Origin of the sequence: Streptomyces sp. ADI95-17, assembly GCF_003846175.1 — a bacterium.
GTDB classification, from domain to species: Bacteria; Actinomycetota; Actinomycetes; order Streptomycetales; family Streptomycetaceae; genus Streptomyces; species Streptomyces sanglieri.
Genome location: NZ_ML123045.1, coordinates 1,134,788 through 1,160,211, shown reverse-complemented (window position 1 = coordinate 1,160,211; position 25,424 = coordinate 1,134,788). Strand labels below are relative to the sequence as shown.

Sequence of the window (25,424 nt, the reverse complement as noted above, 5' to 3'; positions counted from 1 at the left end):
CGTTGTACGGGGGGAAGTGCGGGTCAGGCCTTGTCGGAGGGGCCGCCGATCTGGATGCCGGCCATCCGCGTCCACTCGTACGGGCCGGTGCGGACCTTCGCGGCGAACTCGCCGTCGAACTCGTCGTGCATCGTGATCCCGGCCTTGCGCGTGGCGCTCTCGGCGACCGCGTACGAGGGAGCGACCAGGTCGCCCCAGCCGCCGTCCTCGCCCACGAGCACGATGCGGGCGCCCCGCTGCCCGATGTAGGCGAGCTGTCCTTCCGCGCCGCCGTGCGCCTTGGCGAAGGCACCGATCTCCTTGGCGAGCTTCGCCGCCCTGCGCTCCGCACGGGCCGCCTGCTTGCCGCTCTCCATCTGGGTCTCTGCCGTCTCAGCCATGTTCAGGATGCTACCGACGGGTAGATGGACGCGCGACGGGCGGGGTACGTGGCCTGGGCCACGTACCCCGCCCGTCGGCAGGTGTCGAGCAGCGGGACTACCTCAGGAAGGGGTCGACCGCCACGGCGACGAAGAGCAGCGAGACATAGGTGATGGACCAGTGGAACAGCCGCATCTCCTTGAGCTTGGCCCCGGTCACACCGGCCTTGGCCCGGTTCTGCAGGCCGTGCGCCTCCCAGAGCCAGAACCCGCCGGTCACCAGCGCCACCGCCGTGTAGAACCAGCCGGTGTAGCCCAGCGGGGTCAGCAGCAGCGAGACGGCCACCATCACCCAGCTGTAGACGACGATCTGGCGGGCCACCACCCGGTTGGACGCGACGACCGGAAGCATCGGGACGCCGACCCGGGCGTAGTCCTCCTTCACCTTCATGGAGAGCGGCCAGTAGTGCGGCGGCGTCCAGAAGAAGATGACGGCGAAGAGGATGACGGCCGCCCACGACATGGAGTTCGTGACGGCGGACCAGCCGATGAGGACCGGCAGGCAGCCCGCGATGCCGCCCCAGACGATGTTCTGCGCGGTGCGGCGCTTCAGCAGCATCGTGTAGACGACGACGTAGAAGAGCAGGGCACCGAGCGACAGCGCGGCCGACAGCCAGTTGACCAGCAGGCCGAACCAGACCGTCGAGATCACGGCGAGGGAGATGCCGAACACCAGGCACTCGGCCGGGCTCACCATGCCGGTGACCAGCGGGCGCTGCGACGTACGGTCCATCAACGCGTCGATGTCGCGGTCGATGTACATGTTCAGCGCGTTGGCACCGCCCGCGGAGAGATATCCGCCGACGGTGGTGGCGAGCACGAGCCACAGGTCGGGCACACCCTGAGCGGCGAGGAACATCACCGGAACCGTGGTGATCAGCAACAGCTCGATGATTCGCGGCTTGGTCAGCGCCACGAATGCCTTGACACGGGCCCCGAACGGGCGATGGCCCCCTGGGCTGGGAGTCAAGGCGACCCCTGCGGGTCGGGACTCGACGGCCGTCACGCACACCCCTGACAGAGAAATCCCAGCAAGCTCCGGGCGTGAAGGCCCGGTAAAGACTTGCGCGAACCAGACCACTGTAGACGTTGGGGACAGGCCGATCTTCGCGGGGGTGGGTCGTGTTGAACAGGCGCGGCGAGCAGCGGGGCCCGCTGCTCGTGGTGCGGCGCGCGGGCCGGCGGTCCGGCCGTCGTGATACTGCGCGTGAGCAGCCCTCCCGCTCACCGGAGCGGTACAGAAGTACGAGGACACGCTCATCGGAGGGCCCATAAGTAAGGAGAAGCGCTCATCGGAGTGGCGCAGAAGTGAGCCGTCCCGCTCATACGGGAGGCGAACTCCGCGGGCCGCCTGCACCCTGGAAAGCAGCCGGAAAATGCTTGTTCCGACGGGGGTAGGCTCGACAACGCCCGGTGCGGTCACAGTCACCGGTTTACAACAGTGGAGAGGAGCCCTGACTCAGGGTGAGCACCAAGCCGACCACCACAGATCTCCAGTGGACCGAATTGGACCAGCGGGCCGTGGACACTGTCCGTGTCCTCGCAGCGGACGCCGTACAGAAGGTCGGAAACGGCCACCCTGGTACGGCCATGAGCCTCGCTCCCGCCGCGTACACCCTCTTCCAGAAGGTGATGCGCCACGACCCCGCCGACGCGGACTGGGCCGGGCGCGACCGGTTCGTGCTGTCGGCCGGTCACACCAGCCTGACCCTCTACATCCAGCTCTACCTGGCCGGGTACGGCCTGGAGCTCGATGACCTCAAGGCCTTCCGCACCTGGGGCTCCAAGACCCCCGGTCACCCGGAGTACGGCCACACCACCGGCGTCGAGACGACCACCGGCCCGCTGGGCCAGGGTGTCGCCAACGCCGTGGGCATGGCGATGGCCTCCCGGTACGAGCGCGGCCTGTTCGACCCGGACGCGGCCCCCGGCACCTCCCCCTTCGACCACATGGTCTGGGTCGTCGCGGGCGACGGCTGCCTCCAGGAGGGCATCTCCGCGGAGGCGTCCTCGCTGGCCGGGCACCAGAAGCTCGGCAACCTGGTCCTGCTGTGGGACGACAACCACATCTCCATCGAGGGCGACACGGAGACCGCGGTCTCCGAGGACACCCTGAAGCGGTACGAGGCGTACGGCTGGCACGTCCAGCGCGTCGAGCAGCTGCCCAGCGGCGACCTGGACCCGGCGGGTCTGTTCGCGGCGCTCCAGGCGGCCAAGGCCGAGACCGAGCGCCCGTCGTTCATCGCGGCCCGCTCGATCATCGCCTGGCCCGCGCCGCACGCCCAGAACACCGAGGCCTCGCACGGCTCGGCGCTCGGCGACGAGGAGGTCGCGGCCACGAAGCGGGTGCTCGGCTTCGACCCGGAGAAGACCTTCGAGGTCTCCGACGAGGTCATCGCCCACACCCGTGAGGCGCTGGACCGCGGCCGCGAGGCCAAGGGCGAGTGGGAGAAGTCCTTCGCCGCCTGGCGCACCGCCAACCCGGAGCGCGCCGCCGAGTTCGACCGGATCTCCGCCGGTGAGCTGCCCGCGGGCTGGGAGGACAGGCTTCCGGTCTTCGAGCCGGGCAAGGGTGTCGCCACCCGTGCCGCCTCCGGCAAGGTGCTCCAGGCGCTCGGCGAGATCATCCCCGAGCTGTGGGGCGGCTCCGCCGACCTCGCCGGCTCGAACAACACCACGATCGACAAGACGTCGTCGTTCCTCCCGGCCGGCAACCCGCTGCCGGGCGCGGACCCGTACGGCCGCACGATCCACTTCGGCATCCGCGAGCACGCCATGGCCGCCGCCATGAACGGCATCGCGCTGCACGGCAACACCCGCATCTACGGCGGCACCTTCCTGGTGTTCTCCGACTACATGCGCAACGCCGTGCGCCTGTCCGCGCTGATGCACCTGCCGGTGACCTACGTGTGGACGCACGACTCGATCGGTCTCGGCGAGGACGGCCCGACCCACCAGCCGGTGGAGCACCTGGCCTCGCTGCGCGCCATCCCGGGCCTGAACATCGTCCGCCCGGCCGACGCCAACGAGACCTCCATCGCCTGGCGCGAGATCCTGCGCCGCTACACCAAGGTGTTCGGCAAGGGCGCCCCGCACGGTCTGGCGCTGACCCGCCAGGGCGTTCCGACGTACGAGGCGAACGAGGACGCGGCCAAGGGCGGCTATGTGCTCTTCGAGGCCGAGACGCCCGACGGGCAGAGCGCGGAGCCGCAGGTGCTGCTGATCGGCACCGGCTCCGAGGTGCACCTCGCCGTCGAGGCGCGCGAGGAGCTCCAGGCGGCCGGCATTCCGACCCGGGTGGTCTCGATGCCGTCGGTCGAGTGGTTCGAGGAGCAGGACCAGGCGTACAAGGACAGCGTTCTGCCGCCGTCCGTGAAGGCGCGCGTCGCGGTCGAGGCCGGCATCGGTCTGACCTGGTACCGCTACGTGGGTGACGCCGGCCGGATCGTCTCGCTGGAGCACTTCGGTGCCTCGGCCGACGCCAAGGTCCTCTTCCGCGAGTTCGGCTTCACCGGCGAGCACGTCGCCGCCGCCGCGCGGGAATCTCTCGCCGCAGCCACGCGCTGACGCCGATATACGACTAGTAGGAGATGCAATTCTCATGACAGACGCACTCAAGCGCCTCTCCGACGAGGGCGTGGCGATCTGGCTCGATGACCTGTCGCGCAAGCGGATCACCTCGGGCAATCTCGCCGAGCTGATCGACCAGCAGCACGTCGTGGGCGTCACCACCAACCCGTCGATCTTCCAGAAGGCGATCTCCTCGGGCGACGGGTACGAGCAGCAGCTCACCGACCTCGCCACCCGCAAGGTCACCGTCGACGAGGCCATCCGCATGATCACGACGGCCGACGTACGGGACGCGGCGGACATCCTGCGTCCGGTCTTCGACGCCACGGACGGCCAGGACGGCCGGGTCTCCATCGAGGTCGACCCGCGCCTGGCCCACCACACCGCGGCCACCGTCGCCGAGGCCAAGCAGCTGGCCTGGCTGGTGGACCGGCCCAACACGCTCATCAAGATCCCGGCGACGAAGGCCGGTCTCCCGGCGATCACCGAGGTCATCGGCAAGGGCATCAGCGTCAACGTCACGCTGATCTTCTCGCTGGAGCGCTACCGCGAGGTCATGGACGCCTACCTGGCGGGCCTGGAGAAGGCGAAGGCCGCGGGCCTGGACCTCTCCCTGATCCACTCGGTGGCCTCGTTCTTCGTGTCCCGCGTGGACACCGAGATCGACAAGCGCCTCGACACCGTCGGTACCGACGAGGCCAAGGCCCTCAAGGGCAAGGCGGCGCTCGCCAACGCCCGGCTCGCCTACCAGGCGTACGAGGAGGTCTTCTCCTCGGAGCGCTGGGCCGCCCTGGACAGGGCGCAGGCCAACAAGCAGCGTCCGCTGTGGGCCTCGACCGGTGTCAAGGACCCCGCGTACAAGGACACCCTGTACGTCGTCGACCTGGTCGCCCCCGGCACGGTGAACACCATGCCCGAGGCCACCCTGGACGCCACGGCGGACCACGGGGAGGTCACCGGCAACACGATCGCCGGCACCTACGAGCAGGCCCGCGCCGATCTCGACGCCGTGGCGAAGCTCGGGATCTCCTACAACGACGTCGTCCAGCTCCTGGAGGACGAGGGCGTCGAGAAGTTCGAGGCCTCCTGGATCGACCTGCTCAACTCGACCGAGGCGGAGCTCAAGCGCCTCGCCCCTTCGGAGGGCTGACCACCTTGTCTGGTGTTCCCGGAGCCAACCCGCTTCGTGACCCCCAGGACCGACGGCTCCCGCGCATCGCGGGGCCGTCGGGTCTGGTGATCTTCGGGGTCACGGGTGATTTGTCCCGCAAAAAGCTGATGCCCGCCGTGTACGACCTGGCCAATCGCGGCCTGTTGCCGCCGGGCTTCTCCCTCATCGGATTCGCGCGCCGCGAGTGGCAGGACGAGGACTTCGCACAGGAGGTCCACGACGCCGTCAAGCAGCACGCCCGTACACCGTTCCGCGAAGAGGTCTGGCAGCAGCTCATCCAGGGGATGCGCTTCGTCCAGGGCAACTTCGACGACGACGAGGCCTTCGAGCAGCTGAAGACCACGATCCAGGAGCTGGACAAGGCGCAGGGCACGGGCGGCAACTTCGCCTTCTACCTGTCCGTGCCGCCGAAGTTCTTCCCCAAGGTCGTCCAGCAGCTCAAGAAGCACGGCCTGGCGGACCAGAAGGAGGGCTCCTGGCGGCGTGCCGTCATCGAGAAGCCCTTCGGCCACGACCTGAAGAGCGCTCAGGAGCTCAACCAGATCGTGCACGACGTCTTCCCGCCCAACGAGGTCTTCCGGATCGACCACTACCTGGGCAAGGAGACGGTCCAGAACATCCTGGCGCTGCGGTTCGCCAACACGATGTTCGAGCCGATCTGGAACAGGTCGTACGTCGACCACGTCCAGATCACGATGGCCGAGGACATCGGCATCGGCGGCCGGGCCGGCTACTACGACGGCATCGGCGCCGCCCGCGACGTCATCCAGAACCACCTGCTCCAGCTGCTGGCGCTGACCGCGATGGAGGAGCCCGGCTCCTTCCACCCGAAGGCCCTGGTCGCCGAGAAGCTCAAGGTGCTCACGGCGGTGGAGCTGCCGGAGGACCTGGGCAAGCACACGGTCCGCGCCCAGTACGCGCACGCGTGGCAGGGTGGCGAGGAGGTCCCCGGCTACCTCGAAGAGGACGGCATCGACCCCAAGTCGAAGACCGACACCTACGCCGCGATCAAGCTGACGATCAACAACCGCCGCTGGGCGGGCGTGCCGTTCTACCTCCGTACCGGAAAGCGGCTCGGCCGCCGGGTCACGGAGATCGCGGTCGTCTTCAAGCGGGCCCCGTACCTGCCCTTCGAGTCCGGTGCCACCGAGGAGCTGGGCGGCAACGCCCTGGTCATCCGGGTGCAGCCGGACGAGGGCGTGACCGTGCGGTTCGGCTCCAAGGTGCCCGGCACCTCGATGGAGGTCCGGGACGTCACGATGGACTTCGCCTACGGCGAGTCCTTCACGGAGTCCAGCCCGGAGGCCTACGAGCGGCTCATCCTCGATGTGCTGCTCGGCGACGCCAACCTCTTCCCCCGGCACCAGGAGGTCGAGCTGTCCTGGAACATCCTCGACCCGATCGAGGAGTACTGGGACAAGCACGGCAAGCCCGCGCAGTACCCGGCGGGCACCTGGGGTCCTGCCGAGGCCGACGAGATGCTCGCACGAGACGGACGGAGCTGGCGCCGGCCATGAAGATCGATCTCACGGAGACCACTTCCAGCAAGATCAACCAGGCGCTGGTCTCGGCCCGCCGGGCCATCGGCACCCCGGCCATCGGCATGGTGCTCACCCTGGTCATCGTCACCGACGAGGAGAACGCGTACGACGCGCTCAAGTCGGCCGGTGACGCCTCGCGCGAGCACCCCTCGCGGATCATCGCGGTGATCAAGCGGGTCAGCCGCTCGCCGCGCAGCCGCCGGGACGCCCGGCTCGACGCCGAGGTGCGGGTCGGTTCCGACGCGGGCACCGGCGAGACGGTCGTCCTGCGTCTCCACGGCGAGCTGGTCAACCATGCCCAGTCGGTGGTCCTGCCGCTGCTGCTGCCGGACGCCCCGGTCGTGGTCTGGTGGCCCGAGGACGCCCCCGCCGACCCGGCGAAGGACCCGCTGGGCGCGCTCGCCCAGCGCCGGATCACGGACGCGTACTCGGCGGAGCACCCGGGCGAGGAGCTGGCGGTCCGCGCCGACTCGTACACCCCGGGCGACACCGACCTGGCGTGGACCCGCATCACGCCGTGGCGCTCGATGCTGGCGGCCTCGCTCGACCAGCAGTCCGCCCAGGTCGTCTCGGCGACGGTCGAGGGCGAGTCGGAGAACCCGAGTTGCGAGCTGCTCGCCATGTGGCTCGCGGACCGGCTCAAGGTGCCGGTGGAGCGCACCGTCTCCGCCGGTCCCGGTCTGACGGCCGTGCGGATGGAGACCAAGAACGGCGTCATCGTCCTGGACCGTCCCGACGGTTCGCTGGCCACGCTCTCGATGCAGGGCCAGCCGGACCGCGCGGTGGCGCTCAAGCGGCGGGACACCGCCGAGCTGCTCGCCGAGGAGCTGCGCCGGCTGGACCCGGACAACACCTACGCGGCGACGGTGAAGTTCGGCGTGGCGAAGCTCGCCGGACATGCGCGACCGAAGCCGGCCGAGCCCGCGGCGGACACCGCCCCGGCCGCCGCGAAGAAGACCGCGGCCAAGAAGGCGGCGTCGAAGTGAGTGCTCCGCAGCTTGTCGTGCACCGCGACAAGGAGCTGATGGCGCAGGCCGCGGCGGCCCGGCTGATCACGAGGATCGTGGACGCCCAGGCCGCACGCGGCTACGCCTCGGTGGTCCTCACCGGCGGGCGCAACGGCAACGGCCTGCTGGCCGCGCTCGCCGCCGCGCCCGCCCGGGACGCGATCGACTGGTCGCGGCTCGATCTGTGGTGGGGCGACGAGCGGTTCCTGCCCGAGGGCGATCCGGAGCGCAATGTCACGCAGGCCCGCGAGGCCCTGCTGGACTCGGTGGAGCTGGACCCGTCCCGGGTGCACGCGATGCCCGCCTCGGACGGCCCCTGGGGCAACGACGCCGACGCGGCGGCCGCCGCGTACGCCGAGGAACTGGCCGCCGCGGCCGGTCCCGAGGACCACGGCCCGGTGCCGACCTTCGACGTGCTGATGCTGGGCGTCGGCCCGGACACCCATGTCGCGTCGCTCTTCCCGGAGCTGCCCGCGGTACGGGAGACCGAGCGCACCGTCGTCGGTGTGCACGGCGCTCCCAAGCCGCCGCCCACCCGCGTCTCGCTCACGCTGCCCGCGATCCGGGCGGCGCGCGAGGTGTGGCTGCTCGCCGCCGGTGAGGACAAGGCGGAGGCCGCGGAGATCGCGCTCTCGGGTGCCGGGGAGATCCAGGCCCCGGCGGCCGGTGCGTACGGCCGCGGCCGCACCCTGTGGCTGCTGGACGCGGCGGCGGCCTCCCGGCTGCCGCGCGCGCTGTATCCGCCGGCCTCCCCCTGAGGGGTCGTCAGCACGGTGGCACACGGGCCCGGTTCGCTCCTCGGAGCGGCCGGGCCCGTCGCGTGGAGGCGTGCGAGACTCGGGCCATGGCGCGTATCGGAACCGTGGTGTTGGGCGCGTCGGACGTACGGCGTGCGGCGGCGTTCTGGAAGGCGGCGCTCGGCTACGTGGAGCGTGACCCGGCGACGGACGACGACTGGGTGGTGCTGGTCCCGGCCGAGGGGCCCGGCGTCGGCCTGGCGCTGGGCCTCAGCGGTACGCCCGTGCAGGAGGTCCCCCGGGTCCACCTCGATCTGTACACCGAGGAGCAGGACGCCGAGGTGGACCGGTTGATCGCGCTCGGCGCGGCGCGGGTGGACTGGGACCTGTACCCGGACGACCCGGACTTCGTGGTGCTGGCGGACCCCGAGGGCAACCGGTTCTGCGTCATCGACACCACGCACGGCTGACCGGGGCTCACCCGGCGGGCGGGACGCGCTCCAGGAAGGGTTCCAGCAGGCCTGGCACGGCCTCCGCGGCGAAGGCGAGGCCCTCGCTCGCATCCGTGTCGTACGCCGTGTACGCGCCCGCTCCGGCGGCCGTCGTCGCGGTGACGCTCAGCACCCCGGCCCGTCGCTGGAAGTACGTCTGGCCGACCGTCCAGCCGATGACTCCGGCCCGCTCCAGCGCGGCGGTCGAGCGCCGGACCGTGCCCGACCGCACCACCAGGTAGTCGCCGCTGACGGTGTGCCCCAGGCCGCGGTACGCGTCCCTGGCCAGGAACACCCCGGCCGGCAGCCCCACGACGGCGCAGCCGAGCGCGGTCCAGAGCAGTACGGGGGTCAGCAGCGCGCCCAGGAGGGCCAGCACCGCCACCGGGACCAGGACGGCCCAGTACGCCCGGCGCAGCCTGCGGCCGCGGGCCGCGAGCGGGTGCCCGGTCAGCGGGGCGCCGGTCGGGGACACCGTCTCGCGCAGCACGTCGGCGGCCACCGCGTCGGCCACGGGCCGGGGCGCGGCGGGCAGCAGGGTGTTGTGGTCGCCGTGCTGTTCCTCGTCGTCCTTGGCGAGTCCGGTGGTGATCGCGTCGACCCGGGCGGCGCCGAAGGTCCGGATGCCGAGCGGTTCGACGAGGTCGACCCCGCGCAGTCGCCGTTCCTCGATGGAGACGGACCGGGAGGTCAGCAGTCCGCGCCGGATGCGCAGGGTGCCGCCCGGTTCGCGCTCCAGCCGGTAGTTCCACCACATCTCGACCCACAGGCCGAGCGCGCCGACGACCCCGGCGGCCACCGCGGCGACGGCGAGGATCACGATCATGGCGGTCAGTGAGGTGTCCCGGAAGCGCTCGCCGACCCACTCGATGACCCGCCCCTGTGCCCCGAACCAGTCGCTGACCTGCATCACCGCGCCGGCAGCCGCGCCGCCGAGCGCGGGGGCGACGAAGGAGACCGGTGCGTAGCGGATCCAGCGCGGGTCGAGGGCGACGAGCTCGCCCTCGCGGTGGATGCCCGGGGTTCCGGTGGCCGTACGCTCCAGCAGTTCGCGGCGGAGCCGTTCGCCCTCGGCCACGGTGACCGGGTCGAGTTCCAGAGTGGAGTCGTTGCCGGAGTGCTCGCCGGTGCCGATGCGGACGGTGACCAGGCCGAGTGCCCGTTGCAGCAGGTGGGCGGTGAGGTCGACGCTGCGGATGCGTTCCCGGGCCAGTGAGCGCTTCTTGACCAGGAGCAGCCCGGTGTGGAGCTCGACCCGTTCGGCGCCGATGCGGTAGCGGGTGCGGCGCCACCGTACGTGGTCGCCGACGGCTGCGGAGCCGATCAGCAGGGCCGCGCCGGCCAGGACCCAGGCGACGGCGGCCCCGAAGCCGAAGCGTCCGGAGAGGCCGAGCGTGGTGGGGACGGCGGCGCCGGCCGCCACCCCGGCCGTGACGAGCGCGCTGACGAGGACCGTGCGCCGGTCCAGCCGCCGCCAGTCGACGGCGGTGGCCGTGGCGGGGCCGTGGCCGCCCCCGGTGTCCGGGGAGGGGGAGACGGCCGCCTCGGGGCTCATGTGGCGTCCCCGGGGGTGTCCTGGGTGATCCGGGTCAGCCGTTCGGCGAGCCCGGCCGCCGTTTCGTGGTCGAGGCCCTCGATCCGTACCGCGCCCTTGGCCGACGCGGTGGTCACGGTGACCGTGGCGAGCCGGTAGAGCTGTTCGAGCGGTCCGCGCACGGTGTCCACGGTCTGGATCCGGGACATCGGGGCGATCCGCCACTCCTGCCGGAAGACCCCGGTCCTGACGTACACCGCTTCGTCGGTGACCTCCCAGCGGTGGGTGCGGAACCACCACGCGGGGAGGAGGACGGCACAGCCGATGCCCAGGACCGCGAGGATCGCGGCGGGCAGCAGCAGCCAGAACCGGGCGGGCTCGATGAGCGCGCCCAGCACGGCCAGGACGACCACGGGGGCGGCGGTCAGCAGCAGCCACTGGGCCCGCCACCACCCGACGGCCCTCGGGTCCAGCGTGTTGTTCGGCGGCCGCAGCCGTACCGTCCCCTCCCCCGTGGTCATCGGCTCAGCGCCCCCGGCGGGAGCGGTAGGCCCGCACCAGCGCGGCGGTCGAGCTGTCCAGCTGCTCGGCCCCCTCGCCGTCGGTGAGCACCGGCTCGATCTTCTTGGCGAGGACCTTGCCCAGCTCGACGCCCCACTGGTCGAAGGAGTCGATGTTCCAGACGGCGCCCTGGACGAAGACCTTGTGCTCGTACAGCGCGATCAGCTGGCCGAGGACGGACGGGGTCAGCCGGTCCGCGAGGATCGTCGTCGTCGGGTGGTTGCCCCGGAAGGTCTTGTGCGGCACCAGCTCCTCGGCGACGCCCTCGGCCCGGACCTCGTCCGGCGTCTTGCCGAAGGCCAGCGCCTGGGTCTGGGCGAAGAAGTTGGCCATCAGCAGATCGTGCTGGGCGACCAGGCCGGGCAGCAGGTCGGCGACCGGCTCGGCGAAGCCGATGAAGTCGGCCGGGATGATCTTGGTGCCCTGGTGGATCAGCTGGTAGTAGGCGTGCTGTCCGTTGGTGCCGGGGGTGCCCCAGACGACCGGTCCGGTCTGCCAGTCGACCGGATTGCCCTCCCGGTCCACGGACTTGCCGTTGGACTCCATGTCCAGCTGCTGCAAGTACGCGGTGAACTTGGACAGATAGTGGCTGTACGGGAGCACCGCGTGCGACTGGGCGTCGAAGAACGCGCCGTACCAGACACCCAACAGCCCCATCAGCATCGGGACGTTGTCCTCGGCGGGGGCGGTGCGGAAGTGCTCGTCGACGAGGTGGAAGCCGTCGAGCATCTCGCGGAACCGGTCCGGGCCGATGGCGATCATCAGCGAGAGGCCGATGGCCGAGTCGTAGGAGTAGCGGCCGCCGACCCAGTCCCAGAACTCGAACATGTTGGCGGTGTCGATGCCGAAGTCCGCGACCTTCCCGGCATTCGTGGACAGCGCCACGAAGTGCTTGGCGACCGCCTCCTGACCGGCCTTCAGACCGGTCAGCAGCCAGTTGCGCGCGGAGGTGGCGTTGGTGATCGTCTCGATCGTGGTGAAGGTCTTCGACGCGACGACGAAGAGCGTCTCGGCCGGGTCGAGATCGCGCACCGCCTCGTGGAGGTCGGCGCCGTCTACGTTCGACACGAAGCGGACGGTGAGGTCGCGGTCCGTGAAGGAGCGCAGCACCTCGTACGCCATGGCGGGGCCGAGGTCGGAGCCGCCGATGCCGATGTTGACGACGTTCTTGATGCGCCTGCCGGTGTGGCCGGTCCACTCCCCCGACCTGACGCGGTCGGAGAACGCCGCCATCCGGTCGAGCACGGCGTGCACGCCCGGCACCACGTTCTCGCCGTCGACCTCGATCACCGCGTCGCGCGGGGCACGCAGCGCGGTGTGCAGAACGGCGCGGTCCTCGGTGGTGTTGATCTTCTCGCCGCGGAACATCGCGTCCCGCAGCCCGGCCACCCCGGTGGCCGCGGCGAGCTCACGCAGCAGCCGCAGCGTCTCGTCGGTGACCAGGTGCTTGGAGTAGTCGACGTACAGATCGCCGACCCGGAGGGTGTATCCGGTGCCGCGCTCCGGATCGTCCGCGAAGAGCTGCCGCAGATGGGTCGTCCCGAACTGCTCGCGGTGCTTGCCCAGAGCGGTCCACTCGGGCGTCTGGTTGAGCCTGGTTCGGCTTCGTGTGTTCATCCCGGATATCAGCCCAATTCTTCTCGTGCCTGCAGATGCCCCGCTGCACCTCCAACCTAATTGATCAGAAGGGCCGACGCGGCAATGGAGAGGGGCGGCACGCAAAAGCAGTCCGGCCGGACACCCTGTGGGTGCCCGGCCGGTGAACTTCTAGATTTCTCCCCGGAGTTTCGCCAGCGCCTCGGCGAGAATGGCCTCGCCGTCCGCGTCGCTGCGCCGCTCGCGTACGTACGCGAGGTGCGTCTTGTACGGCTCGGTGCGCGGCGGGTCCGGCGGGCTGTCCCGGTCCTGGCCGGCCGGGAAGCCGCAGCGCGGGCAGTCCCAGGTCTCCGGTACCTGCGCGTCACTGGCGAAGCTCGGCTGCGTCTCGTGCCCGTTCGAGCACCAGAAGGAGATGCGGAGACGCGGCGCGGACTCGCCGCGCTCGGCCTCCCCCATCGGCCCCGCTCCGACCCGGCTTCCCCGGATCGCGTTGCCACTTGCCACGGTCGTAACTCCCTGCGTGATGGTGCTCGAAGATGCCCCAGTCTACGTAAGGCCCAACGCGCGTCCAGTGAAAGGAGTTACACCGTCACCGGGAATCGCGTACGACGGGTCAGTTGTCCAGCTTGATCAGCAGACCAAGCACAACAATGCACGCGAACCATGCCAGACCGACGACCACGGTGATCCGGTCGAGGTTGCGCTCGGCGACCGAGGAGCCGCCGACCGACGACTGCATGCCGCCACCGAACATGTCGGAGAGGCCGCCGCCCTTTCCCTTGTGCATCAGCACCAGCAGCATCAGCAGCAGGCTGAAGACGATCAGGGCGATCTCGAACGCCAAAATCACGGCTGGTCCCTACTTTCCGGAATTCCTCTGGACTGCATGTGCTGAAAACGGGGGCCGGGAGGCTACACCCTCCGCGGCCCCCGCAAGGGTACGACGGATCCGCGCTACCGCATACTCACTGGTCGCGGAAGCGGACGATCTTGACGAACTCGTCGGCGTCCAGCGCGGCGCCGCCGACCAGTGCGCCGTCCACGTCGGGCTGCGCCATGATCGCGGCGACATTGCCGGACTTCACCGAGCCGCCGTACTGGATGCGGACGCCGTCGGCCAGCTCCTGCGAGTACAGCTCGGCCAGCCGGCCGCGGATCGCACCGCAGACCTCCTGGGCGTCCTCGGGGGTGGCGACCTCGCCGGTGCCGATGGCCCAGACCGGCTCGTACGCGATCACGATGGATTCGGCCTGCTCGGCCGGGACGTCCTTCAGACCGCCGTCGAGCTGCGCGAGGGTGTAGGAGACCTGGTCACCGGCCTTGCGGACGTCCAGCCCCTCGCCGATGCAGAGGATCGGGGTCAGGCCGTGCTTGTACGCGGCCTTCACCTTGGCGTTGCAGATCTCGTCGGTCTCACCGTGGTACTGACGGCGCTCGCTGTGGCCGACGGCGACGTAGGTGCAGCGCAGCTTGGTCAGCATCGGGCCGGAGATCTCACCGGTGTACGCGCCGGAGTCGTGCGCCGAGATGTCCTGGGCGCCGTACTTGATCTTCAGCTTGTCGCCCTCGACCAGGGTCTGCACGGAGCGCAGGTCGGTGAAGGGCGGCAGGACGGCGACCTCCACGGCGTCGTAGTCCTTGTCGCTCAGTGCGAAGCCGAGCTTCTGGGTGTGTGCGATGGCCTCAAGGTGGTTGAGGTTCATCTTCCAGTTGCCCGCCATCAGCGGGGTACGAGTGGTCATGAAAGGTCAGTCCTCCAGTGCGGCGAGGCCGGGAAGCGTCTTGCCCTCGAGGTATTCGAGGCTGGCACCGCCACCGGTCGAGATGTGTCCGAATGCGTTCTCGTCGAAGCCCAGGGTGCGGACGGCCGCGGCGGAGTCGCCACCGCCGACGACGCTGAAGCCCGAGGAGTCGACGAGGGCCTGAGCGACGGCCCGGGTTCCCTCGGCGTAGTCGGGGTGCTCGAAGACGCCCATCGGGCCGTTCCAGAAGACGGTGGCCGCGTCGGCGAGCTTCGATGCGTACAGCTTGTTGGTCTCGGGGCCGTTGTCCAGGCCGATGAAGCCGGCCGGCATGGCGTCCGCGGGCACGGTGCGGTGCTCGGTCGGGGCCTTGGCCTTGAGGTCCGGGAACGTCTCGGAGACCACGACGTCGACGGGGAGCACGAACTCCACGCCCTTGTCCTCGGCGCGCTTGAGGTACTCCAGCACCGCCGGGATCTGGTCCTCCTGCAGCAGCGAGCTGCCGACCTCGTGGCCCTGGGCCTTGAGGAAGGTGTACGCCATGCCGCCGCCGATCAGGATGCGGTCGGCGCGCTCCAGGAGGTGGTCGATGACGCCGAGCTTGTCGGAGACCTTGGAGCCGCCGAGCACCACGGCGTAGGGACGCTCGACGTTCTCGGTGAGCTTCTTCAGGACGCCGACCTCGGTGGCGATCAGGTCACCGGCGGCGTGCGGCAGCCGGGCCGGGAGGTCGAAGACCGAGGCGTGCTTGCGGTGCACGGCGCCGAAGCCGTCCCCCACGTACAGGTCGGCGAGCTCGGCCAGCTGGTCGGCGAACGCGCCGCGCTCGGCGTCGTCCTTGGACGTCTCGCCGGGGTTGAAGCGGAGGTTCTCCAGGACGGCGACCTGGCCGTCACCGAGCCCGGCGACCGTGGCGCGGGCGGACTCCCCGACCGTGTCGGTCGCGAACGCCACGTCGGCGCCGATGAGTTCACCGAGGCGGGCGGCGGCGGGCGCCAGGGAGAAGGCGGGGTCCGGAGCGCCCTTGGGGCGGCCCAGGTGCGAGGCGACGACGACCCGCGCGCCGGCCGCGACGAGCTTCTCCACGGTCGGCTGGACGGCGCGGATCCGGCCGTCGTCGGTGATGGTGGTGCCGCTGAGCGGCACGTTGAGGTCGGCGCGGACGAATACGCGCTTGCCGGTGACCCCTTCGGCGATCAGTTCGTCGATCGTCTTCATCTTGCTGGACTCCTTGGAGGGCGGGAGAGCATGCGACGGGGCCCGAACGGCGCGGCGTTGCGCGGTTCGAGCCCCGTGCTCACATCTTGGTGCCTGCCGGTTCGACGGTCAGAGCTGGTTGCCGACGAAGACGGTCAGGTCGACGAGGCGGTTGGAGTAACCCCACTCGTTGTCGTACCAGCCGAGGATCTTCACCGACTTGCCCTCCTGAACCATGGTCAGGGAGGAGTCGAAGGTGCAGGACGCCGGGTCGCCGACGATGTCCGACGACACGATCGGGTCCTCGGTGTAGTACAGGATGCCCTTGAGGTCGCCGTCGTCGGCGGCCTTCTTGAACGCGGCGTTGACCTCGTCCTTGGTGACCTCGCGCTGGAGCTCGACGACCAGGTCGGTGGCCGAGCCGGTCGGGACCGGGACGCGCATGGCGATGCCGTCCAGCTTGCCCTTCAGCTGCGGGAGCACCAGCGCGGTGGCCTTGGCGGCACCGGTGGTGGTCGGGATGATGTTCTCGGCGGCGGCGCGGGCGCGGCGCAGGTCCGAGTGCGGGAAGTCCAGGATGCGCTGGTCGTTCGTGTACGCGTGGACCGTCGTCATCAGGCCCTTGACGATGCCGAAGTTCTCGTCCAGAACCTTCGCCATCGGCGCGACACAGTTGGTCGTGCAGGACGCGTTGGAGATGACGTGGTGGTTGGCCGCGTCGTACTTGTCCTGGTTGACGCCCATCACGATGGTGATGTCCTCGCCCTTGGCCGGAGCCGAGATGAGGACCTTCTTGGCGCCGCCGGCGATGTGCTTCTCGGCGTCGGCCTTCTTCGTGAAGATGCCGGTCGACTCGATGACGATGTCGACGCCCAGCTCACCCCAGGGGATGTCGGCCGGGTTGCGCTCGGAGAGCACCTTGATCGTGTGACCATCGACGGTGATGGTGTCGGCGGTGTGGCTGACCTCTGCCTTGAGACGACCCAGAATGGTGTCGTACTTCAGCAGGTGGGCCGTGGTCGCGGTGTCACCCAGGTCGTTGACAGCCACGATCTCGATGTCCGCACCCTGCTCCAGCAGCGCGCGGAAGTAGTTACGACCGATGCGGCCAAAGCCGTTGATGCCTACGCGGATCGTCACGAACCGATCTCCTCGTTAGGTACGCGGGGTTTTCACCCCGGCGAGTTGTATGAGATGTCCCCGACCGCCTCCGACCCTACCTCTCCGAGGGCCCCGGGGTGACATCGAGCGGGGCCGTGGGAAGCACCGAGGCCCGTACTCCTCGGTAGGAGTACGGGCCTCCGGATAACCGGCCGTACACGCAGTGGCGATTACGGAGCGTCAACACCCGGAAGGGGTCGGCGAGTCCGGAATCCGGCCGGATTCGACGGCCGTCGGAGCTCAGCCCACCAGGCCGTCGGCGAGCTCCTCGCTGAGGGTGGATTCGGTGCCGGGGATGCCCAGGTCCTGAGCCCGCTTGTCGGCCATCGCCAGCAGCCGGCGGATCCGGCCGGCGACCGCGTCCTTGGTCAGCGGCGGGTCGGCGAGCGCGCCCAGCTCCTCCAGGGACGCCTGCTTGTGTTCCATGCGCAGCCGTCCGGCGGCCGCGAGGTGCTCGGGCACCTCCTCGCCCAGGATCTCCAGCGCGCGGCCGACCCGGGCGCCCGCGGCGACCGCGGCCCGCGCGGAGCGGCGCAGGTTGGCGTCGTCGAAGTTGGCGAGCCGGTTGGCCGTGGCGCGGACCTCGCGGCGCATCCGCCGCTCCTCCCAGGCCAGCACCGACTCATGGGCGCCCAGCCGGGTGAGCAGGGCGCCGATCGCGTCGCCGTCGCGGACGACGACCCGGTCCACCCCGCGCACCTCGCGGGCCTTGGCCGCGATGGAGAGCCTGCGGGCCGCGCCGACCAGCGCGAGCGCCGCCTCCGGACCCGGGCAGGTCACCTCCAGCGAGGAGGAGCGGCCGGGCTCGGTGAGCGAGCCGTGCGCGAGGAACGCCCCGCGCCAGGCCGCCTCGGCGTCGCAGGTGGCCCCCGAGACCACCTGCGGGGGCAGCCCGCGGATGGGGCGGCCGCGGCCGTCCACCAGGCCGGTCTGGCGGGCCAGCTGGTCGCCGCCCGCCACCACCCGTACGACGTAGCGGGAGCTGCGCCGCAGACCGCCGGGCGCCATCACGATCAGCTCCGAGCTGTGCCCGAAGATTTCGAGAATGTCCCGCTTCAGCCGGCGCGCCGCCATCGCGGTGTCCAGCTCCGCCTCGATCACAATCCGGCCGCTCACCAGGTGCAGCCCACCCGCGAACCGAAGAATCGCCGAGACTTCTGCCTTCCTGCAGCAGGTCCGGGTCACGGGAAGCCGAGAGATTTCGTCCTTCACCGCGGGCGTCATCGCCATGGGCCGATCCTTCCATGCATCCGAAAAATACGGTCGTACGCGGCGGCCAACAGCTCCGGATCATGGATCGGAACGCCGTCGGGTGAGGCCACCGGCGCCAGCTCGACCGCGGCGCCGAGCCGCTTGGCGGCGTCGGCGAGGGACTCACGATCGGGCACAGCGGCTTCGTCGGCCAGCACCACGTCCAGGGCGAGTTTAGGGGCGTGTCGTCCCAAAACCTCCAAATGACGCTGCGGGGAGAAGCCATCAGTTTCACCGGGTTGCGGTGCGAGGTTGAGCGAGAGGACCTTGCGGGCCTTGGTCTCGACGAGTGCGTCGAGCAGTTCGGGGACGAGCAGGTGCGGGATCACGGAGGAGAACCAGGACCCCGGGCCGAGCACCACCCAGTCGGCGTCGAGGACCGCGGCGACGGCCTCGGGGACGGCGGGCGGGTCGTTCGGGACGAGGTGCACGGACTGCACCTCGCCGGGGGTGAGCGCCACGGTGGCCTGTCCGCGCACGGTGTCCACGTCGTCCGGGCGGGCCGGGTCGTGGCCCCGCACGAGCGCCTGGAGCTCCAGCGGCACGGCGGACATGGGGAGCACCCGGCCGTGCGCCCCGAGGAGTTTGCCGACCAGATCGAGCGCCTGGACATGGTCACCGAGCTGCTCCCACAGGGCGACGATCAGCAGATTGCCGACCGCGTGCTCGTGCAGATCGCCCTTGGACTGGAAGCGGTGCTGGATCACCCGGGCCCAGGTCTGGCCCCAGTCGTCGTCACCGCACAGGGCGGCGAGCGCCTTGCGCAGGTCGCCGGGCGGCAGCACGCCGAGCTCCTCGCGGAGCCGGCCGCTGGAGCCGCCGTCGTCGGCGACGGTGACCACGGCGGTGAGATCGCCGGTGATCCGGCGGAGCGACGCGAGCGACGCGGACAGCCCCATGCCGCCGCCGAGGGCGACGACCTTGGGCTGCGCGCCGCGCTTGCGGCCGGACAGCCCGGAGCCGGACAGCGCGGAGGTGGCTCTGCGCAGCCGCCGCAGGCGCAGGTTGCGGCTGGTCACTCGCGCCCCATGTCCCGGTGGACGAGGACGGTCTCGATGCCTTCGGTCGCGAGCCGGGCAGCCAGCTTCTCGGACATGGCGACCGAGCGGTGCTTGCCGCCGGTGCAGCCGACGGCGATGGTCACGTAGCGCTTGCCCTCGCGGCGGTACCCGGCGGCGATGAGCTGGAGCAGCTCGGTGTACTGGTTGAGGAATTCCTTGGCACCGGGCTGGTCGAAGACGTACGCGGAGACCTCCTCGTTGAGGCCGGTGAACGGGCGCAGCTCGGGGACCCAGTGCGGGTTGGGCAGGAAGCGGCAGTCGACGACCAGGTCGGCGTCGACCGGCAGGCCGTACTTGAAGCCGAACGACATCACCGTGGCGCGCAGCTCCGGCTCCTCGTCGCCGGCGAACTGGGCGTCCATCTTGGCGCGCAGTTCGTGCACGTTGAGGCTGGAGGTGTCGATCACCAGGTCGGCGTCGCCGCGCAGCTCGCGCAGCAGGTCGCGCTCGGCGGCGATGCCGTCGACGATCCGGCCGTCGCCCTGGAGCGGGTGCGGGCGGCGGACCGATTCGAAGCGGCGGACCAGGGCGTCGTCGGAGGACTCCAGGAAGACGATCCGCCGGGTGACGTGCTTGGCCTCCAGGTCGGCGAGGGACTCGCGGAGGTTGTCGAAGAAGCGGCGTCCCCGGACGTCGACGACGACGGCGATCCGTGCCACGTTGCCCTGCGAGCGGGCGCCGAGCTCCACCATGGTGGGGATCAGTGCGGGCGGCAGGTTGTCGACGACGAACCAGCCGAGGTCCTCCAGACACTTGGCCGCCGTGCTGCGCCCGGCGCCCGACATCCCCGAGATGATGACCAGCTCGGGGATGGTCGCGGGCCCGTCGCCCGTCTCGTTCGTGGTGGCCGTACTCACTTGTGCCGCTCCGTCTGCTCGGTCGGTGCCGTCGTGCCCGGCTTCTTGCCCGCGCCCGACTTCTTGCTCGTTCTCACGCTCGGTCATGTCGTGCTGCCCCCGTCGTCCTCTTCAATGATCTCTCCTGTCGCCGTGTTCACGGCGGGCGTGGCCGGCGCGGCCGACGCGAGGGCGACAGCCACTGATTCCGCCGTTCTGCGGCCTATCCCCGGAACCTCGCAGATCTCGTCGATTGTCGCCTGCTTCAGCTTCTTCACGGAGCCGAAATGCTTGATCAACGCCTGTTTCCGGGTTTCGCCGAGACCGGCGACGGCGTCCAGGGGGCTGGAGCGGATCCGTTTGGCCCTCTTGGCGCGCTGGTACGTGATCGCGAAGCGGTGGGCCTCGTCACGGACGCGCTGGAGGAGGTAGAGGCCCTCGCTGGAGCGGGGCAGGACGACGGGGTCGTCGTCATCGGGCAGCCAGACCTCTTCGAGGCGCTTGGCGAGACCGCAGACGGCGATGTCGTCGATCCCCAGCTCGTCGAGGGCGCGCTTGGCGGCGGCGACCTGCGGCTGGCCGCCGTCGACCACGACGAGCTGCGGCGGATAGGCGAACCGTTTGGGACGCCCGTCGTCCTCACGGGGCTCGGCGTCCAGGTCGGGAGCGGTGCCGGGGCCGGGGGCGATGGCGCCCGGGTCGGGAACGGTGGCGCCCAGCCCGGGAACGATGGCGTCCGGGCCGGGAACGGTGGCGGGCGCGGTGGCGGCGTCCTGCGGTGCCGGGACCGGTCCGGTCGGGGCGGGGGTCTCCTCCCACTCCCCCGTACGTTCCTTCTCCTGGAGGTACCGCTTGAAGCGGCGGCCGATCACCTCGTGCATCGAGCGGACGTCGTCCTGGCCCTCGAAGCCCTTGATCTGGAAGCGGCGGTACTCACTCTTGCGGGCGAGGCCGTCCTCGAAGACGACCATGGAGGCGACCACGTCGTCGCCCTGGAGGTGCGAGATGTCGAAGCACTCGATGCGCAGCGGGGCGGTGTCCAGGCCGAGCGCCTCGGCGATCTCCTCCAGCGCGCGGGAGCGGGTGGTCAGGTCGGAGGCGCGCTTGGTCTTGTGCAGCCCGAGGGCCTGCAGGGCGTTGCGCTGGACCGTCGCCATCAGGTCCTTCTTGTCGCCGCGCTGCGGGATGCGCAGGCTGACCTGGGAGCCCCGGCGGCCGGCGAGCCACTGGGAGACCGCGTCCGGGTCCTCGGGCAGGGCCGGGACGAGGACCTCCTTGGGGACCGAGTCGCCCGTCTCCTCGCCGTACAGTTGCTGGAGGGCGTGCTCCACCAGGCCCGGGGTGTCGACGTTCTCGACCTTGTCGGTGACCCAGCCGCGCTGGCCGCGCACCCGGCCGCCGCGCACGTGGAAGATCTGGACGGCGGCTTCGAGCTCGTCCTCGGCGACCGCGATCAGGTCGGCGTCGGTGGCGTCGGCCAGCACGACGGCGCTCTTCTCCATGGCCCGCTTGAGGGCCTCCACGTCGTCGCGGAGCCGGGCCGCCCGCTCGTACTCCATCTCCTCGGCCGCCGCCATCATGTCCTTCTCCAGGCGGCGGATGTACGTACCGGTCCGGCCGGCCATGAAGTCGCAGAAGTCGTCGGCCAGTTCGCGGTGTTCCTCGGGGGTGACGCGGCCGACGCAGGGGGCCGAGCACTTGCCGATGTAGCCGAGGAGGCAGGGGCGGCCGGTCCTGGCGGCGTTCTTGAAGACGCCTGCGGAGCACGTGCGCACCGGGAAGACCCGGAGCATCAGGTCGACCGTCTCGCGGATCGCCCAAGCGTGCCCGTACGGGCCGAAGTAGCGCACGCCCTTCTTCTTGGCTCCGCGCATCACCTGGACGCGCGGGAACTCCTCGTTCAGCGTGACCGCGAGGTACGGATAGCTCTTGTCGTCGCGGTACTTGACGTTGAACCGGGGGTCGAACTCCTTGATCCAGGAGTACTCCAGCTGGAGGGCCTCGACCTCCGTGGAGACGACCGTCCATTCCACCGAGGCGGCCGTGGTGACCATCGTGCGCGTACGCGGGTGGAGCGCGGCCAGGTCCTGGAAGTAATTGGCCAGGCGCTGGCGCAGGTTCTTGGCCTTTCCGACGTAGATCACCCGGCGGTGTTCGTCGCGGAATCTGTAGACCCCCGGGGAGTCGGGGATCTGTCCCGGCTTGGGGCGGTAGCTGGAGGGGTCTGCCATGTGTCCCACCCTACTTGCGGGCGGTGACAGTGCGGCCGCCCGGAAGTGGTGCCGTGCTCCGGGGCGCGGATCGCGGGAGCGCGCCCCGGAGCACGGGTCAGCGGGTGCCGCCGCCGGTCACGGGGTCTCCCGGCGGCGACGGTTGCGCAGCACGGTGAGACCGCTGAGGGCGAGCACGACGAGGGCGCCCGCTCCGGCGGCGGCCGAGGTGGCGGTCAGCGCCGTGCCGGACGCGGTGCTCGCGGTGACCGTCCTGGGCTCGGGGGCGGGTGCGGCGGCGGGCGGGGCGTAGCCGCCCGCCTTGCCGGAGCGGGCGTATCCGGAGCCGGGGAGCTTGTCGCCGTAGGCGGCGCGCACCCGGGCGCGGTAGGCGGCCAGCGTGGTGCCGCGGGCGCCGACCGCGCGGACCGCGTCCCGGTCCAGGGGGAGCACCTTCGTCCCCTTCTGGACGAACCAGGCGTCGGTCTGCGGCTCGCGGAAGACCGTCCCGCCGGGGAGCCTGCGGGTGCCCTCGGCCGCGTACCTCGTCTCGTCGTCGCCGCTGGCGATGTTCACCACCTGCCAGCCGCCGTCCTTCCCCTTCTTCGGAAGGGTCCACAGGGAGGCCTTCTGGCCGTCCGAGGAGACGGCCGTGGTGGCGAGGTAGTCCAGCCTGGCGACGGGCGCTCCCGGTTTCCCGGCCACGAAGTCCGGATCGAGGGTGTTCACGGGGACGGCCGCGCCCTCGATGCGCGGTGCGGCCGCCGACCTGGTGACCGCGCCCTCGCGGGCGAAGAACCGGGCCAGGGTGTCCAGGGTCGTGGGTTCGGTGGCCGCGTGCCGGGCGGCCGCCAGGGCGGCCGGGCCGGCGGTGGGTCCGGTGGCGGCGGCCGCCCCGGGGGCGGCGACGGTCAGCAGCGCGGCGCCGGTCAGGATGCCGGTGGCGGCCAGGGACGCGGCTGCGGACCGGGCGGTGCGTGAGTGATGTGCGGTGCGTGAGTGACGTGCGGTGCGTGCGGTGCTGGGGATCATTCCGTCACGCCCCGATCCGGTAGAGCGAGTGGGTCCAGGAGAACTCGTTGTTGTTCACGTACCAGTCGTGCGAGGCCCAGTTGTAGCGGTTGTTGGAGGGCCAGGGATCGCCCCAGTAGACCCAGCTGTCGGAGTCGTCGTAGCCGTACAGGACATGCATGTGGCCGCCGCCCGACGACCACTGGATGCGGGTCTCGACGGGGCGGCCCGCGGCGATCTCGGCCTGGACGGTGGGGTAGCGCAGCCAGCCGGTGACGTACGAACCGGGGTTGATGCCGGCCCAGTACAGACCGTCCTGGACATTGCCCAGCGTGGCCTGCGAGTTGGGGCACTCGTAGCCCTGTGCGCGGCCGAAGGCGGCGTTGCAGAACTGGTTCTGCGAGTAGTTGCGGCCGAACCAGGTGGCGATGGTGTTGCCGGACGCCGCCCAGCACCAGTTGGTCTTCTGCTGGGCCTGCATGGTGATGTTCAGCCGCTGGGTCGCGGCGACACCACCGGCGGCCTCACCGGTCGCGGCGGCGGCCCGTGCGGGCGCCGGGGCGGGGGCCGCCGAGGCGGTCGCCGTCGGTACGGCGAGGAGCACGGCGGCCAGCGCGGCCAGGGCCGGGAGCCGTCCCGTTCGGATTCTTCGGATACTCATGACGTTCCTCCCGAGGCGGGGGGTGTGGGATCACAGGAGCGCGTCCGGACGCTGTCCGAGGAGCATCAACCGTTGTCGGGGACGGGTCAACACGCTTCAATGCGGGGGAACGTCGCGGTGTGAACGGCGTGGCGGATACGTGAACGGCCGCGCCCCGGCCACCTGCGGCACCACCCCCGCCGACGCGCTCCCCCCGCCCCGCGTCGTGAACGTTCACCTGGAGGACCCCATGCGGCACACCGAGGCCGAACTGGCACAGGTGCTGCACACCGGCCCGTTCCATCTGGCGCTGCGCACCGCGCTCTCGGTGCGGGGGCTGCCGCTCCAGCGGGTGCAGCACCATCTCGCGCACCGCGGCGTCAAGGTCGGGGTGACGAGCCTGAGCTACTGGCAGCAGGGGGCCAGACGCCCGCAGCGCGCCGAGTCCCTGCGGGCCGTGAAGGCGCTGGAGGAGGTACTGGAACTGCCGGGGAACTCGCTGCTCCGGTTACTCGGAATCGGGAGCACCCGCCCGGAGGCCGACCGTCCGGCCGCGCGTTCGTACCGTTCCCTGATGGAGTCGTCCGGCGCCGTGGAGCGGCTGCTCGCGGCCATGGGGTCGCCGGTGGACGGCGGGCTGCACACGGTGGGGCACCACGAGCGGGTGCGGATCGGTCCCGGCCGGGAGCTGCGGCAGCGCGATTCGCAGCATGTGGTGCGCGCCCACCGGGACGACATCGACCGCTATCTCGCCGTCCACCGGGGCGATCCGGGCTGCGATCCGGCACGGGTGACGGTGACGGCCGGGGAGAACTGCCGGACCGGGCGGGTCCGCTGGGACCGCGGTACGGGGGTCCTCGTCGCGGAGCTGCTCTTCGACACCCGGCTGAGGGCGGGTGACACCTACCTCTTCGGCTACGGCTTCGACGACGGCACGGGAGGGCCGAGCGGCGAGTACGTGCGGGGGTTCAGCTTCGGGGGCGGGCAGTACGTGCTCCAGGTGGCCTTCGACGAGGCCGCGCTGCCGGTACGGTGCCGGCGCTTCGCCCAGGTCTCGGCGGGGGCGCCGCGCGGCGCCCGCACGGACCTCACGCTGACCGGCAGGCACCGGACCGTCCACCTGGTGGAGCAGGGCGTACGGCCCGGTCTGGTCGGCATCGACTGGGACTGGGAGTGAGTCCGTCCCCGGCCGGTGTCAGGCGTCGGGGCCCGCGACCAGCCGGCCGCCCTCGACCCTGACCGGGACCGCGGGCAGCGGCGCGGTCGCCGGGCCGCGCATCGCCTTGCCGGTCGTCGTGTCGAAGTGGCTGCCGTGGCAGGGGCACGTGCCCACGTTGTCCTCGACCTTGTCCAGCAGACAGCCCGCGTGGGTGCACTGGGCGCTGAACGCCTTGTACTGGCCCTTGGCCGGGCAGTTCACGATGACCCGCTCGTTGCGGAAGAGCTTGGATCCGCCGACCGGAATGTCGTCCGGCGCGCCGAGCTCGACGGGGGCGGTCGGGGTCGGCGTCTCGGCGTGGCCGAGCTTCGATTCGGTCGAGCAGGCGGCCACTCCCAGCCCGGCGGCGCCGGCGAGAGCGGCACCCTTCAGCACGGTACGGCGGGCGGCGGGCTGGCCGGACATGCGGTCTCCACTGGTCAAAGGGGCGGATGGGCACCGGACACGGCTGAGGCACCACGCGTAC

At 70.8% G+C, this 25,424-nt stretch carries 24 protein-coding genes; 7 read left to right on the top strand and 17 right to left on the bottom strand.

The annotated features are described in order from the left end of the window. Window positions 1-23 precede the first annotated feature (23 nt). Window positions 24-380, bottom strand: coding sequence for a hypothetical protein (locus EES42_RS13245; RefSeq protein ID WP_124718324.1), 357 nt, complete (start codon window positions 378-380; stop codon window positions 24-26). A 97-nt stretch (window positions 381-477) separates the two neighbouring features. Then, the gene (locus tag EES42_RS13240; RefSeq protein ID WP_164495230.1) at window positions 478-1,431 is read right to left on the bottom strand and encodes a heme o synthase; all 954 of its coding nucleotides are present in this window, start codon (window positions 1,429-1,431) and stop codon (window positions 478-480) included. Between the two features lie 452 nt (window positions 1,432-1,883). Here EES42_RS13240 and tkt point away from each other — a divergent pair, with 452 nt between their 5' ends. From tkt to EES42_RS13210, 6 genes are all read left to right on the top strand, one after another. Next, on the top strand, window positions 1,884-3,986 hold the full coding sequence (tkt, locus tag EES42_RS13235) for a transketolase (protein ID WP_124718323.1): 2,103 nt from the start codon (window positions 1,884-1,886) through the stop codon (window positions 3,984-3,986). Between the two features lie 34 nt (window positions 3,987-4,020). Then, window positions 4,021-5,139 (top strand): transaldolase, encoded by a 1,119-nt coding sequence (gene tal / locus EES42_RS13230; protein ID WP_124718322.1) that lies wholly within the window; start codon window positions 4,021-4,023, stop codon window positions 5,137-5,139. Between the two features lie 5 nt (window positions 5,140-5,144). Continuing rightward, entirely contained in the window at window positions 5,145-6,677 is a 1,533-nt protein-coding gene (gene zwf / locus EES42_RS13225; protein ID WP_124718321.1) for a glucose-6-phosphate dehydrogenase, read from the top strand. Further along, on the top strand, window positions 6,674-7,687 hold the full coding sequence (gene opcA, locus EES42_RS13220) for a glucose-6-phosphate dehydrogenase assembly protein OpcA (RefSeq protein WP_124718320.1): 1,014 nt from the start codon (window positions 6,674-6,676) through the stop codon (window positions 7,685-7,687). The genes zwf and opcA overlap by 4 nt, the downstream gene beginning before the upstream one ends. Beyond that, window positions 7,684-8,466 carry a 6-phosphogluconolactonase gene (gene pgl, locus EES42_RS13215; RefSeq protein ID WP_124718319.1) on the top strand — a complete coding sequence of 261 codons (783 nt, stop codon included), beginning with the start codon at window positions 7,684-7,686 and terminating at the stop codon, window positions 8,464-8,466. Before opcA ends, pgl begins: the two co-directional genes overlap by 4 nt. A gap of 86 nt (window positions 8,467-8,552) precedes the next feature. Further along, entirely contained in the window at window positions 8,553-8,915 is a 363-nt protein-coding gene (locus EES42_RS13210; RefSeq protein ID WP_124718318.1) for a VOC family protein, read from the top strand. 7 nt (window positions 8,916-8,922) lie between these two features. Here the strand turns inward: EES42_RS13210 and EES42_RS13205 are convergent, their stop codons facing one another. The 14 genes from EES42_RS13205 to EES42_RS13140 all read right to left on the bottom strand — a co-directional run bounded on the left by EES42_RS13205 (window position 8,923) and on the right by EES42_RS13140 (window position 23,760). Further along, window positions 8,923-10,491 (bottom strand): PH domain-containing protein, encoded by a 1,569-nt coding sequence (locus EES42_RS13205; protein ID WP_124718317.1) that lies wholly within the window; start codon window positions 10,489-10,491, stop codon window positions 8,923-8,925. Continuing rightward, the gene (locus tag EES42_RS13200; protein ID WP_124718316.1) at window positions 10,488-10,991 is read right to left on the bottom strand and encodes a PH domain-containing protein; all 504 of its coding nucleotides are present in this window, start codon (window positions 10,989-10,991) and stop codon (window positions 10,488-10,490) included. Before EES42_RS13200 ends, EES42_RS13205 begins: the two co-directional genes overlap by 4 nt. Window positions 10,992-10,995: 4 nt before the next feature. Next, a complete protein-coding gene (gene pgi, locus EES42_RS13195; protein ID WP_124718315.1) occupies window positions 10,996-12,648 on the bottom strand; it encodes a glucose-6-phosphate isomerase in 1,653 nt (550 codons plus the stop codon). 150 nt (window positions 12,649-12,798) lie between these two features. Continuing rightward, window positions 12,799-13,134, bottom strand: coding sequence for an RNA polymerase-binding protein RbpA (locus EES42_RS13190; RefSeq protein ID WP_072483070.1), 336 nt, complete (start codon window positions 13,132-13,134; stop codon window positions 12,799-12,801). Between the two features lie 109 nt (window positions 13,135-13,243). Continuing rightward, complete coding sequence (secG, locus tag EES42_RS13185; protein WP_093539669.1) at window positions 13,244-13,480, bottom strand: preprotein translocase subunit SecG; 237 nt, start codon at window positions 13,478-13,480, stop codon at window positions 13,244-13,246. A gap of 115 nt (window positions 13,481-13,595) precedes the next feature. Continuing rightward, window positions 13,596-14,372, bottom strand: coding sequence for a triose-phosphate isomerase (gene tpiA, locus EES42_RS13180; protein WP_124718314.1), 777 nt, complete (start codon window positions 14,370-14,372; stop codon window positions 13,596-13,598). Between the two features lie 6 nt (window positions 14,373-14,378). Further along, window positions 14,379-15,590 carry a phosphoglycerate kinase gene (locus tag EES42_RS13175; RefSeq protein ID WP_124718313.1) on the bottom strand — a complete coding sequence of 404 codons (1,212 nt, stop codon included), beginning with the start codon at window positions 15,588-15,590 and terminating at the stop codon, window positions 14,379-14,381. 108 nt (window positions 15,591-15,698) lie between these two features. After that, the gene (gap, locus tag EES42_RS13170) at window positions 15,699-16,709 is read right to left on the bottom strand and encodes a type I glyceraldehyde-3-phosphate dehydrogenase (RefSeq protein ID WP_124718312.1); all 1,011 of its coding nucleotides are present in this window, start codon (window positions 16,707-16,709) and stop codon (window positions 15,699-15,701) included. A gap of 261 nt (window positions 16,710-16,970) precedes the next feature. Beyond that, the gene (gene whiA, locus EES42_RS13165) at window positions 16,971-17,960 is read right to left on the bottom strand and encodes a DNA-binding protein WhiA (RefSeq protein WP_124718311.1); all 990 of its coding nucleotides are present in this window, start codon (window positions 17,958-17,960) and stop codon (window positions 16,971-16,973) included. After that, window positions 17,951-19,000, bottom strand: coding sequence for a gluconeogenesis factor YvcK family protein (yvcK, locus tag EES42_RS13160; protein ID WP_124718310.1), 1,050 nt, complete (start codon window positions 18,998-19,000; stop codon window positions 17,951-17,953). The genes whiA and yvcK overlap by 10 nt, the downstream gene beginning before the upstream one ends. Further along, the gene (rapZ, locus tag EES42_RS13155; protein WP_124718309.1) at window positions 18,997-19,986 is read right to left on the bottom strand and encodes an RNase adapter RapZ; all 990 of its coding nucleotides are present in this window, start codon (window positions 19,984-19,986) and stop codon (window positions 18,997-18,999) included. Before rapZ ends, yvcK begins: the two co-directional genes overlap by 4 nt. Further along, window positions 19,983-22,109, bottom strand: a complete 2,127-nt coding sequence (uvrC, locus tag EES42_RS13150) for an excinuclease ABC subunit UvrC (RefSeq protein WP_124718308.1) — start codon at window positions 22,107-22,109, stop codon at window positions 19,983-19,985. The genes rapZ and uvrC overlap by 4 nt, the downstream gene beginning before the upstream one ends. Window positions 22,110-22,226: 117 nt before the next feature. Continuing rightward, on the bottom strand, window positions 22,227-23,120 hold the full coding sequence (locus EES42_RS13145) for a hypothetical protein (RefSeq protein ID WP_124718307.1): 894 nt from the start codon (window positions 23,118-23,120) through the stop codon (window positions 22,227-22,229). Window positions 23,121-23,124: 4 nt separating this feature from the next. After that, window positions 23,125-23,760, bottom strand: a complete 636-nt coding sequence (locus EES42_RS13140; protein ID WP_124718306.1) for a papain-like cysteine protease family protein — start codon at window positions 23,758-23,760, stop codon at window positions 23,125-23,127. A 229-nt stretch (window positions 23,761-23,989) separates the two neighbouring features. Between EES42_RS13140 and EES42_RS13135 the strand changes: the two genes are divergently transcribed. After that, window positions 23,990-24,916 carry a hypothetical protein gene (locus EES42_RS13135; protein ID WP_124718305.1) on the top strand — a complete coding sequence of 309 codons (927 nt, stop codon included), beginning with the start codon at window positions 23,990-23,992 and terminating at the stop codon, window positions 24,914-24,916. Between the two features lie 18 nt (window positions 24,917-24,934). On the opposite strand, the gene EES42_RS13130 is transcribed toward EES42_RS13135, so the two are convergent. Continuing rightward, entirely contained in the window at window positions 24,935-25,363 is a 429-nt protein-coding gene (locus EES42_RS13130) for a Rieske (2Fe-2S) protein (protein ID WP_124718304.1), read from the bottom strand. Window positions 25,364-25,424: the final 61 nt, after the last annotated feature.

Coding starts and splice junctions, on each gene's coding strand:
- EES42_RS13245 (WP_124718324.1), bottom strand. CDS start 380: ATGGCTGAGACGGCAGAGACCCAGATGGAGAGCGGCAAGCAGGCGGCC.
- tal (WP_124718322.1), top strand. CDS start 4,021: ATGACAGACGCACTCAAGCGCCTCTCCGACGAGGGCGTGGCGATCTGG.
- opcA (WP_124718320.1), top strand. CDS start 6,674: ATGAAGATCGATCTCACGGAGACCACTTCCAGCAAGATCAACCAGGCG.
- EES42_RS13210 (WP_124718318.1), top strand. CDS start 8,553: ATGGCGCGTATCGGAACCGTGGTGTTGGGCGCGTCGGACGTACGGCGT.
- EES42_RS13205 (WP_124718317.1), bottom strand. CDS start 10,491: ATGAGCCCCGAGGCGGCCGTCTCCCCCTCCCCGGACACCGGGGGCGGC.
- EES42_RS13200 (WP_124718316.1), bottom strand. CDS start 10,991: ATGACCACGGGGGAGGGGACGGTACGGCTGCGGCCGCCGAACAACACG.
- pgi (WP_124718315.1), bottom strand. CDS start 12,648: ATGAACACACGAAGCCGAACCAGGCTCAACCAGACGCCCGAGTGGACC.
- tpiA (WP_124718314.1), bottom strand. CDS start 14,372: ATGACCACTCGTACCCCGCTGATGGCGGGCAACTGGAAGATGAACCTC.
- EES42_RS13175 (WP_124718313.1), bottom strand. CDS start 15,590: ATGAAGACGATCGACGAACTGATCGCCGAAGGGGTCACCGGCAAGCGC.
- whiA (WP_124718311.1), bottom strand. CDS start 17,960: ATGGCGATGACGCCCGCGGTGAAGGACGAAATCTCTCGGCTTCCCGTG.
- rapZ (WP_124718309.1), bottom strand. CDS start 19,986: ATGACCGAGCGTGAGAACGAGCAAGAAGTCGGGCGCGGGCAAGAAGCC.
- uvrC (WP_124718308.1), bottom strand. CDS start 22,109: ATGGCAGACCCCTCCAGCTACCGCCCCAAGCCGGGACAGATCCCCGAC.
- EES42_RS13145 (WP_124718307.1), bottom strand. CDS start 23,120: ATGATCCCCAGCACCGCACGCACCGCACGTCACTCACGCACCGCACAT.
- EES42_RS13140 (WP_124718306.1), bottom strand. CDS start 23,760: ATGAGTATCCGAAGAATCCGAACGGGACGGCTCCCGGCCCTGGCCGCG.
- EES42_RS13135 (WP_124718305.1), top strand. CDS start 23,990: ATGCGGCACACCGAGGCCGAACTGGCACAGGTGCTGCACACCGGCCCG.
- EES42_RS13130 (WP_124718304.1), bottom strand. CDS start 25,363: ATGTCCGGCCAGCCCGCCGCCCGCCGTACCGTGCTGAAGGGTGCCGCT.